General features: G+C 37.1%; 12 protein-coding genes. 6 read left to right on the forward strand and 6 right to left on the reverse strand.

The window, feature by feature from the left end:
- Positions 1–76: 76 nt before the first annotated feature.
- Positions 77–1030, forward strand: a complete 954-nt coding sequence (uvsE, locus tag V4T18_RS16515; protein ID WP_332651284.1) for a UV DNA damage repair endonuclease UvsE — start codon at positions 77–79, stop codon at positions 1028–1030.
- A 71-nt stretch (positions 1031–1101) separates the two neighbouring features.
- Here the strand turns inward: uvsE and V4T18_RS16520 are convergent, their stop codons facing one another.
- The 3 genes from V4T18_RS16520 to V4T18_RS16530 form a co-directional block, all read right to left on the reverse strand.
- Positions 1102–1278, reverse strand: a complete 177-nt coding sequence (locus V4T18_RS16520; RefSeq protein WP_332651285.1) for an asparagine synthase — start codon at positions 1276–1278, stop codon at positions 1102–1104.
- 74 nt (positions 1279–1352) lie between these two features.
- Positions 1353–1829 carry a hydroxymyristoyl-ACP dehydratase gene (locus V4T18_RS16525; RefSeq protein ID WP_332651287.1) on the reverse strand — a complete coding sequence of 159 codons (477 nt, stop codon included), beginning with the start codon at positions 1827–1829 and terminating at the stop codon, positions 1353–1355.
- Positions 1830–2619: 790 nt separating this feature from the next.
- Complete coding sequence (locus V4T18_RS16530; RefSeq protein WP_332651288.1) at positions 2620–3006, reverse strand: ribonuclease HI family protein; 387 nt, start codon at positions 3004–3006, stop codon at positions 2620–2622.
- Between the two features lie 109 nt (positions 3007–3115).
- Between V4T18_RS16530 and V4T18_RS16535 the strand changes: the two genes are divergently transcribed.
- Complete coding sequence (locus V4T18_RS16535; RefSeq protein WP_332651290.1) at positions 3116–3307, forward strand: zinc-finger domain-containing protein; 192 nt, start codon at positions 3116–3118, stop codon at positions 3305–3307.
- A gap of 162 nt (positions 3308–3469) precedes the next feature.
- Here the strand turns inward: V4T18_RS16535 and V4T18_RS16540 are convergent, their stop codons facing one another.
- Complete coding sequence (locus V4T18_RS16540; RefSeq protein ID WP_332651291.1) at positions 3470–4456, reverse strand: SEC-C domain-containing protein; 987 nt, start codon at positions 4454–4456, stop codon at positions 3470–3472.
- 231 nt (positions 4457–4687) lie between these two features.
- The gene (locus V4T18_RS16545; protein ID WP_332651293.1) at positions 4688–5587 is read right to left on the reverse strand and encodes a DMT family transporter; all 900 of its coding nucleotides are present in this window, start codon (positions 5585–5587) and stop codon (positions 4688–4690) included.
- Positions 5588–5730: 143 nt separating this feature from the next.
- Here V4T18_RS16545 and V4T18_RS16550 point away from each other — a divergent pair, with 143 nt between their 5' ends.
- The 3 genes from V4T18_RS16550 to V4T18_RS16560 all read left to right on the forward strand — a co-directional run bounded on the left by V4T18_RS16550 (position 5731) and on the right by V4T18_RS16560 (position 7805).
- Complete coding sequence (locus V4T18_RS16550) at positions 5731–6621, forward strand: LysR family transcriptional regulator (RefSeq protein WP_332651295.1); 891 nt, start codon at positions 5731–5733, stop codon at positions 6619–6621.
- Positions 6622–6703: 82 nt separating this feature from the next.
- Entirely contained in the window at positions 6704–7519 is an 816-nt protein-coding gene (locus tag V4T18_RS16555; RefSeq protein WP_332651296.1) for a VOC family protein, read from the forward strand.
- A 52-nt stretch (positions 7520–7571) separates the two neighbouring features.
- Positions 7572–7805, forward strand: a complete 234-nt coding sequence (locus V4T18_RS16560; RefSeq protein ID WP_332651298.1) for a hypothetical protein — start codon at positions 7572–7574, stop codon at positions 7803–7805.
- 120 nt (positions 7806–7925) lie between these two features.
- Here V4T18_RS16560 and V4T18_RS16565 read toward each other — a convergent pair whose 3' ends face one another.
- A complete protein-coding gene (locus tag V4T18_RS16565) occupies positions 7926–8126 on the reverse strand; it encodes a cold-shock protein (RefSeq protein WP_332651300.1) in 201 nt (66 codons plus the stop codon).
- Positions 8127–8314: 188 nt separating this feature from the next.
- Between V4T18_RS16565 and V4T18_RS16570 the strand changes: the two genes are divergently transcribed.
- A complete protein-coding gene (locus tag V4T18_RS16570; protein WP_332651302.1) occupies positions 8315–9988 on the forward strand; it encodes a formate--tetrahydrofolate ligase in 1674 nt (557 codons plus the stop codon).
- The last annotated feature ends 62 nt before the right edge of the window (positions 9989–10050 follow it).

Below are 10050 nucleotides of genomic sequence, written 5' to 3' on the forward strand. Positions count from 1 at the left end.
TTCGGCTATGCTTATATAAGCTACAAAAGATATAGACTAGTTAATATTTACATTTATTTTGCTTAGGAGAAATCAGATGAAAATACGATTTGGCTATGTAGCAAATGCTCTTGGACTATGGGATGCTAGTCCCTCTAAATCCCTCACATTTGCTAGATATTCAGCCCTTCCAGAAAATGAACGAATGGAAAAGCTGATAGAAACGACAGCACTAAACCTAAATCATACTAAAAGAATTCTGTATTATAATATCGCGCATGAAATTCCGTTATATCGTTTTTCAAGTTCACTAGTTCCGCTAGCCACACATCCAGAGGTGATGTGGGACTATATCACACCTTTTAAGGAACAATGGCAAGAGTTAGGAACAATCATCAATCAATTTAATATACGACCAAGTCTTCATCCAGGACAATTTACGTTATTTACGAGTCCGAGAAATGATGTAACGGACGCGGCTATAAAGGATATGGACTATCATTATAGAATGTTTGAGGCGATGGGTGTGCTAGACCGTGGAATTATTAATATTCATATTGGTGGTGCATACGGAGATAAGGAGGCGGCATTATGTCGTTTCCATGAAAATATAAAGAAATTACCACATGACATTAAGGAGTCCATGACGCTTGAAAATGATGATAAAACCTATAATGTAGAGGAAACTCTTAGCGTCTGTGAAAGAGAAAAGATTCCAATGATTTTTGATTATCATCATTATATGGCAAACAAGACTGAGGATAATATTGCGCAATATTTAGAAAGTATATTTAAAACATGGGATCATCATCAGGAAGTACCTAAAGTACACTTATCCACACCGAAATCCGAGCAGGCATACCGATCACATGCAGACTTTGTTTCGTTTGATTTTATTCTTCCGTTTATTAAATTGGCAAAAGAGTTAAATCAAGACTTTGATATTATGGTCGAAGCAAAGCAAAAGAACTTGGCCATGCACAAGCTCGTTGAAGATATTGCGGCAATTAGAGGCGTAAAGCGAGTTTCGAGCTCGACCATTGAATGGTAAACGGTCGCATTACAACCTATTTTGCAGTATTTGTTGAGGGCAGTCCGTTGCGAGACTGCCCATTTGAATCCCTATCGTCGGTGCTCTACTAAATCAATGGCACCTAAAATAACATGGGCTAGACCAAAGCCGATAATCGACCCTTTGATCAATGGTGTAATGCTTTTATTTTTTCGTAAGGCTAAGCCTGTGGATGTCACGGCTGTTCCAAGAACGGCAGGTATTAAACCTTCTCGTACACTCTCCATAAAAACATTCCTCCCATTATAAGATTCACCAATAGCTTTTGCAGCACTGTACAGAATAATACGCCTCTCATTCACTATTGTTTATAAAAATTCAAATAATATTTGACTAATGTAATAACTTCCTTTACTTTCCTATACTCTTTATCAATGGTATAGGAGATGACCCAAACTGCTAAACTATAGCTAATGATCGAGAGTGCAACTATTTGTAGGAGGGAGAAGTCTATGGGAAGTCGAGTGTTAATAATTGAGGCAATAAAAGTAAACATTGCAAGAATGAGACCGCTAAAAAAGTAATAGGTCGTTTTTGATCGTGCAATGTCAGCTGCCTGATTGTGCAATACTTCAAGTATATATTCAACTTGTCCTTTAGAATAGCGCTGATCAAAAATAACAAAATACGATTGGTAAATATCATCCGCTAAATTTTTACCAAGTATATCTTTGTGAATATTTTGTACTAAGGAATCTGAAAAACCCTTATTTAACGCATTCTCTGGGGAAAATAGTTCCTTCTTATTGTCAAAGATATTCCTACTTTGCTGCCTCAAAACATCTCAACTCCCTCGAATTCTATGTTTTTAAATGGGTTACCAGTAGAACGAATTTAGTCTAGACACGAACCGAACAAATCACACCTAACTTTCAAATACTACTAGTATATTTCCGAAATAGCATTGTATGTTAAAGTCGACAAAATTAATCAAACGAGATAATACCTATTTCCAACAAATAATGGATTTAAATTTGAAAATTGATTTAGCTTAAATAAAGTTGAAAAACTCCTAATTTATATGGGAATTGACCGATTTTATTGTTATGTTACTTGGATTTTTCACATAATTAACTTACAAACATTTTTGTGGCAAAATGCATTTTAGAATGGGTAGGCTTATTAGCGTAGTTAAATTAAGTTTCTTCATTAATTTTTCTTATGACAAAAAAATATTTGTTAGTTTTGTTTTCTTGATTATTGTGATTTGGCGAAATTGATATACGACTTATTTAAAAATATGTGCAAATACTACTGGATGACACTTATTTATATATAAGTAGTATATGAAATGGGCCAATTTCGGTTTTTACCGTTTTAAAATGATGAATAAATAATTTAAAATGAAAAATTTAGAAGGTATTCTCAATTGCAAGTATCAAAATAGCACAATGAAGTGGGATCATTCTCAAATAATTTGGGTGGAATCGTTCGATGATAGTATTCTACTATTATCGACCTTTAAATAGAAAAGCGTTGCAAAAATGAAAATAGTCGAGGAATTTATTCAATTTTAGCTTTTTTGATCGAAAATTCCCCTTCTACTCTATAAATTTAGAAGGGGAAAGTTATTTTTTATGGATTGCTTGTCGAGCAAGGGCATCTGCCGCTCGGTTTTCTTTGTCTGAAACCCATTTGATAAAAAATAAATCAAATTGATCGATTAACAAAAGAGCCTTTTCTAAGTAAGGTTTAAACTCGTCGTTTTTAACATAAGCTTTTTCTACAGAGCTGACGACAATTTTTGAGTCAGAGCGCATGGAAATAAGCGGGGAATTAAGCTTTGACGCTTCCTCTAGTCCACGAACAAGGGCTGTAAATTCTGCAATATGATTGTTTGATTCTCCAATAAATTCGCTAATTTGAATGTGGTGACCTTCGCCCTTAATAAAAATTCCAATACCGCTTGGGCCAGGATTACCCGCGCTTGCTGCATCAATATATACTTCTAGCATAATCTTTTTACACTTCCTTTACTCTTATGTATTATAGCAAAAAGAAGCTAATGGACAAATGAAAATTAACCGTAGTAAAATGATGAAATATATATAAAGGAGGGCGAGTATGAATAAGGTTTCGGTCATGAAAGAAATTGATGAAGTAACCGACATATACTGCACGGAATGTTTAGTTATACGCGACCTTCGCAAAACACGGGGGAAATCAGGTGCACATCGTTTTTGCATCGAGCAATGCACAGTAGGGGAGCAGCTGCAATTTTTAGGAGAAGAGCTATTAAAAGTGCTCGATGAATAGCATTTTTGTTCTACACATAACAGGAATTTGGAGTCGATGTTAGTAGTTAGTAAGGTCAACAAGTGGGGCACATGCTGTTTTGTGCTCCTTTTTTGAATCCATGAATGTGATAACCGAATATGGCAATAGAAAAAACTCGACCGAAGTCGAGTTTTTTGCATTTTAGGCTGTTACTGCTTGATAAGATAGCAACTCTTGATAATATTTGTTTAATGAGGAAGCCGATACACCGAAATGTTCAGCAATTTCCTTCACTGTAAACGATTTTCCTTCAAATAGAGCTCGCTCCTGACCGAATCGAATCGCACCCGCTGCAATTGCTGCTGCCTTTCGAGCTGTTGGCTGCTGTTCAATTAAATAATCTTCTAAAACAATCATAAGTCGATCGGCATTTCGCTCACGTTCTTCTAGGAAACGCTTTGTCTGCTCTAAAACGTCTGCCTCAAATGTTGTGAACTCTTCTCCAGCATAGCCACCGTCAACTAAGCTTGTCCAAAATGCTAAATGATTTTCCTTTAAAAATGTATGGGCATCTTTTTCCTGTGATTTGAATATTTTGCTAAATTTTTCAAATACGTTAGCATGGTCTGCAGGGAAGAAAATTAAAGTAGAAACAGCTAGTACATGGTTTTCTTTATTAGAGCCATCTGGCAATAGGAAGGCAAATACTTGCATTCCCTCTGGGATAGGTTTGTTATTTTCACGGCGTACCATAAATATTTCATCTGTTAAAAGATTTACCGCCTTAAAGTAGTCATCTTCAACCTCTACTACCTTTCCGATAAACATCATTGGCTCTACCCAACTGTCGAGTAACGCCACTGTAGCTGGTCGAACAGAGCGTTTCATTGAACGTTTTAAATAATTTGTCCAAATATCAGGTCGTACATGGAAGAAGAATTCATCGAGTACAACAGCCTCAATTAGTTCACGCTGAAGCTGCTTTTGTAGCTTTGGAGACCACGCTTGAACAAGTTGAATATATTCACGAACATCCTTACGCTCTGGGTAAGCTGAGTAAAAAGTTTGTAATACATTTTCAATCTCTTCATTGAATACATTTTCTACCGTAACTTGTTGTTTTCCCTCACAGCATTTTTTATATTTTTTTCCACTACCGCATGGGCATTGGTCATTACGTCCTATCATAAATAACACTTCCTTCAATTGATTAAATAGATTATGCAATAAATCTAATATATAAAATATAATAACGGCAGTTTCTTATTATGAAAAATGATTGTATATTAAAAATAATCAGAAATTTAAATCGTTACTATAGAATATGAATCTAGTAGAAAATATATGACTTAAGCTAACAAAAATATTAATTTCGAAAAATCTAGAGAAGAGCATTAAATAGCAGCCTAGTATCATTTACTAAGCTGCTTTCTCTTGTTCAGTATGATTTGAAATAAATCGAATTCTATAAAACTGCTCAATTTGTGCTACTAGATTACCTAATAAAATAAATCCGCCGCCTAAAACTAATCTTGCTGTGATCGCTTCACCAAGAAAAATCATGGCAAAAATTGCGGCAAATATTGGTTCAATCGAAAATATTAAACCAGTATGAGTAGGGGTCGTATACTGTTGTGCAACAGTTTGTGCAATAAAGCAAAATGCTGTGCAAATTAACCCTAATCCGATAATTGCAAGCCATCCATTCGATGTTGTAGGGAACGAAGGGGTCTCAAACATTAAGCATAAAACGAACGCAAAAATTGCGGCAAATCCAAGTTGAAATACCCCGTATGAAATCGATTCGACGGATTTCGTAAAGGTGCTATTCAATATTAAATAAATTGAATATGCTACAGCCGCAATGGCAACTAAAAGATCTCCAGGTTGGAAGGATAGCGACTCTTTAATTGTTAAAATACTTATGCCGACCATCGTACTAATTACAGCAAAGGTAACGGCACGAGAGGGTAACTTACGATCCATTATACTAATGAAAATCGGTACTAAGACGACGGTTAAACTTAATATAAAGCCTGCATTGGATACTGAAGTCGTTTCTAGACCGAAAAGTGATAAGGAGAATACAATGAATAATAAAAATCCTTGTATGGCAGAATATAGTAATGTTTTTGTTTGAACGTTTTTCATTTTTTTATAAAAGATGAGACTAGCGACAATAAAGGCCATAGCACAGCGGAACAAAACGATATTATATGTTTCTAGAGCCTCTAACCCCATTACCATAAATGTATAACTCAAACCCCAAAACATCGTCACGATGACCATTAAAATATTTGCTTTACTTTGCAAACTCATTGTTTCACCACATTTCTAATATCTTCACTAAAACTGTTGTATAACAAACTATAAACTGATAATTGAGATTAGTAAAACGAATGTTTATAATGAAGTATATGAAAATAATTCATGTAAGAGGGATAAGAAATGAGAGATAAAAGATGAGCCTAGTAAAGTATGAAATATTAAATAAGGTGGCCGAGGAGCAGAGCTTTACAAAAGCAGCGGAAAATTTAGGGCTAACTCAGTCTGCTGTCAGTCATGCTATTTCAAGCTTAGAAAAGGAATTTGGCTTCGCACTTATTCATCGGAGTCGAACGGGTGTTAAGCTAACGGCAGACGGGCATACGATGCTAATTGCTATGCGCCAGGTTTTACATGCACAGGAACTATTAAAACAACAAGCATCACATATTTTAGGTATTACAAAGGGAACCGTGAGAATTGGACTTATCTCTAGTATTTCGACAAAATGGATGCCAAGCATAATCCGAATAATGGAGCAAAATTACCCCGGAATTCATATTACGTTACGAGAAGGGGATTATTATGAAATTGAACAATGGCTACTGAGTGGTGAAGTTGATTGTGGATTTTTAAATCGAACGAGCTCGAAGCAGTTTCAATTTATGCCTTTAAAAAAAGATCGAATGGTATGTATTGTTTCATCAAAAAGCCCACTTTATTATATGGATGAGATTGATTTAAAGGAAGTAGAATTAGAGCCTTTTATTATGCCTTCCTATAAAGGAACAAATGATGTGTGGGCCATTTTCGAAAAGCATCAGGTGAAACCAAATGTTCGCTTTGAGCTTTTTGATGAAAATGGGATTATAACGATGGTCGAGCATCATCTTGGTATTACGATATTACCGAAGCTTGTTCTGATGAGATTACCATCAAATGTAAGGGTGATTCCTTTAAAGCAAGATAGTTATCGTACAATTGGAATATCAACAACGCACCATCTTTCACCAGCTGCGCAAAAATTTGTTGAGGTATTAGTGGAATGGTTAAGGAAAAATGAAGAGGATTTGACAGAAGAATACTAGTTCTCTTTAGATCGTTCGGTTTATACTTATGAACAAGAGGAAACAATGAACGTTTTACTATTACGAATATGGAGGGGATTTTTTGTATTATCTAGACCATATTGTACAATTTGTTGATCAACCAGAAGCTGCTATGCAGTATTTACAGGAGCATGGACTCCATACTGTTCATGGAGGGCAGCATACGCAGTGGGGAACGTATAATGCACTTAGTTATGTTGGCTCGGCTTATATCGAGCTAATTGGTATTTATGACGAAGAACAATTTTCGGTAGCTGCAAAGGCTCCATATTCTTTACATGAAACGTATGAAAAAAATCATCGGCAAAATGGATTTAATCGGATAGCACTTAGAACAACAACAATTGAAGAGGATGCAAAGACTTTTTATCAAGCAGGCTATGATGTATTAGGTCCCGAACGTTTTTCAAGAACTCGTCCGGATGGGTCTATTATAAGCTGGCAATTACTTCATATCGGAAAACAAGGCACTCTGTTCGACTATCCATTTTTTATTCAGTGGGACTTACCTGAACAGGAACGGATGCAAGAATTGACGGAGCTTGGCATACTTGGCAATCATGAAGCGGGAGATGTGGAAATTGCAGAAGTCATTCATCTCGTACAAAATTTAGAGCCGTTGTATGAACTTCAAAAGCTATTACAGTTACCGAGCAGTACAGTTATTAATGAAGAAAGTAATGTGGAAATTTTCACAATGCACACTGCTTCAGGAAACCTCTCTTACTACAAGCCGATTGGAGAAGGCGATGGCTGGAATGCATTTTTAGATTTTGGTAATGGTCTTCATACGGTTGTAATAAGCGGGGCACAAAAGGAAAAGTATATTACGTTTGATCATGCTAATTATGTATTTAAAAAACGTAGTACTTCATAGACTTTGCTAAATGTCGATAATATTCGTAGTCTAATTAGAATGGAGTAAAAGCATGGTATTAACAAAACAACAGGCAATTCAAGCGTTAAAAGAGGGACAATTTATCGGATTTACTACAGGAACAGGAAATGTCCTCATAAAGAAGAGCAATAAAACAGATTATAATATTTATGTGTATGAGGAAGGAAAGGAAGAGCCATCTCATTATATCGGCTCTATTACGAATGTAATGGCAACAATGGGCGATAAAAGTTCAAATAAGGATTATATCGTAGTGGAAGAGTAGTAAATGAAAAACCGTACAATAGTGCGGTTTTTCTTAAAGTATAATCTGCTGGAGTTCGATCAGGGTCGAGCTCCAGCGCATTTCATATAAAAAAACACCAGCCAAAGCTGGTGTAGTAGGCTACATTTTAAAAACATTTGAGGCTTGTGGACCTCGATTCCCTTCAATAATTTCAAATGATACTTGCTGTCCTTCTTCTAGTGTACGGAACCCTTCACCACGGATACCTGTGAAGTGTACGAAAACGTCCTCACCATTATTACATTCAATAAACCCGTAACCCTTTTCGTTATTAAACCACTTAACTTTCCCTTGGTGCATGAGCGTTCTCCTCCCATACTTGCAGTTGCTAGTATTTTGTTCGAAATATTGAGACAATTATGGTTAAAAATATACAGTAAGTATTATGTAATGTCAACAAATTGGCTAAATTTAAAGTAGAATTACTGCGTGTTCTCGGGGGAATTTGTTTATAATAGAAGGGAACATTACAGAAAGTAGGGTACAACATGACACTTACAAAACCTTTATCTGATTTAGAAATTGCAAATCGTGCCAGTATGAAGCCAATTACTGAAATTGCTCAGCAAGCAAGTATACCAGAACAGGCTATCGAGCAATATGGTCGATATAAGGCAAAATTGGATACGAATCAAATTGACGGACAGCCTACTGGAAAGGTAGTGCTTGTAACGGCGATTAGTCCAACACCTGCGGGAGAAGGGAAATCTACTGTTACAGTTGGTTTAGCGGATGCATTACATGGATTAAATAGTAATGTCATGGTGGCGCTTCGAGAGCCTTCTTTAGGTCCTGTGATGGGCGTTAAAGGTGGTGCAACGGGTGGCGGTTATGCACAAGTTTTACCGATGGAAGATATTAACCTTCATTTTACTGGAGACCTCCATGCGATTACATCGGCAAACAATGCCCTAGCTGCATTTATTGATAACCATATCCATCAAGGAAACGCTTTAAACATCGATCCACGTCGAATTATATGGAAGCGTGTGATGGATTTAAATGATCGTGCCTTACGTAAAGTGGTTATTGGCTTAGGTGGTCCAGTGCAAGGCGTACCTCGTGAGGACGGCTTTGATATTACGGTAGCATCTGAAATAATGGCGGTCTTTTGCTTAGCAACTAGCCTGGAGGATTTAAAAATTCGCTTATCGAATATTGTAATTGGCTATACGTATGACCGTGAGCCTGTTTTCGTACGTCAATTAGGCGTAGAAGGGGCGCTTACTCTCTTACTGAAGGAAGCGTTTAAGCCGAATTTAGTGCAAACAATTGAAGGGACGCCTGCTCTTATTCACGGTGGACCGTTCGCCAACATTGCACATGGCTGTAATTCAATTATCGCAACACAAACAGCACGTCAATTAGCTGATATCGTTATTACAGAAGCAGGCTTTGGTGCTGATTTAGGTGCGGAGAAGTTTATGAATATTAAGGCGCGCCAAGGGAATTTTGCACCAGATGCAGTTGTTGTCGTTGCCACAATTCGAGCGTTAAAAATGCATGGTGGCGTAGCGAAAACGGAGCTAGCACAGGAAAATGTACCAGCCTTAACACAGGGAATGGAAAACTTAGCAAAGCATGTAGAAACGATTCGAGCGTTTGGTGTGGAGCCTGTCGTGGCATTAAACCGTTTTATTACGGATACGGAAGCTGAGCTAGAAACAGTATTAGCATGGGCAAACAATGCAGGAATCCGTATTGCTAGAACGAACGTATGGGAAGAGGGCGGAAAAGGCGGTATTGACCTAGCGAAGCATGTACTCCAAGTGTTAAATGAAACGAACGAGTTCCACCAACTTTATGAACTAACAGAATCAATTGAGCAAAAAGTAACGACAATTGTACAAAAGGTATACGGTGGAAAAGGCGTCCAGTTTACTGACCAAGCGAAAAAGCAAATGGCACAAATCGAAAAGTTTGGCTGGGATGTGCTGCCAATTTGTATGGCAAAAACACAGTATTCACTATCTGATCAACCAAGCCTACTTGGTCGCCCTGAAGACTTTACGATTACGATTCGTGAAATCATCCCAAAGCTAGGGGCAGGGTTCCTAGTTTGCTTAACTGGCGATATTATGACAATGCCAGGCTTACCAAAGCAGCCCGCAGCACTTCGAATGGATGTAGCAGAGGATGGTAGCGCGGTAGGGTTGTTCTAAAATAATGTAAATAAGCATTCCTGTTATAAGGATTTTCGGGGACTTGAAATAAAAAAAGCCCT

It is taken from the genome of Lysinibacillus sp. 54212, from assembly GCF_036662795.1.
Lineage (GTDB): Bacteria > Bacillota > Bacilli > Bacillales_A > Planococcaceae > Lysinibacillus_B.

What these genes read in the sequence shown, in the direction of transcription:
- V4T18_RS16545 (WP_332651293.1), bottom strand. Translation starts at nt 5,587, where the DNA reads ATGAGTTTGCAAAGTAAAGCAAATATTTTAATGGTCATCGTGACGATG.
- V4T18_RS16535 (WP_332651290.1), top strand. Translation starts at nt 3,116, where the DNA reads ATGAATAAGGTTTCGGTCATGAAAGAAATTGATGAAGTAACCGACATA.
- V4T18_RS16550 (WP_332651295.1), top strand. Translation starts at nt 5,731, where the DNA reads ATGAGCCTAGTAAAGTATGAAATATTAAATAAGGTGGCCGAGGAGCAG.
- V4T18_RS16560 (WP_332651298.1), top strand. Translation starts at nt 7,572, where the DNA reads ATGGTATTAACAAAACAACAGGCAATTCAAGCGTTAAAAGAGGGACAA.
- V4T18_RS16520 (WP_332651285.1), bottom strand. Translation starts at nt 1,278, where the DNA reads ATGGAGAGTGTACGAGAAGGTTTAATACCTGCCGTTCTTGGAACAGCC.
- V4T18_RS16540 (WP_332651291.1), bottom strand. Translation starts at nt 4,456, where the DNA reads ATGATAGGACGTAATGACCAATGCCCATGCGGTAGTGGAAAAAAATAT.
- V4T18_RS16530 (WP_332651288.1), bottom strand. Translation starts at nt 3,006, where the DNA reads ATGCTAGAAGTATATATTGATGCAGCAAGCGCGGGTAATCCTGGCCCA.
- V4T18_RS16565 (WP_332651300.1), bottom strand. Translation starts at nt 8,126, where the DNA reads ATGCACCAAGGGAAAGTTAAGTGGTTTAATAACGAAAAGGGTTACGGG.
- V4T18_RS16570 (WP_332651302.1), top strand. Translation starts at nt 8,315, where the DNA reads ATGACACTTACAAAACCTTTATCTGATTTAGAAATTGCAAATCGTGCC.
- uvsE (WP_332651284.1), top strand. Translation starts at nt 77, where the DNA reads ATGAAAATACGATTTGGCTATGTAGCAAATGCTCTTGGACTATGGGAT.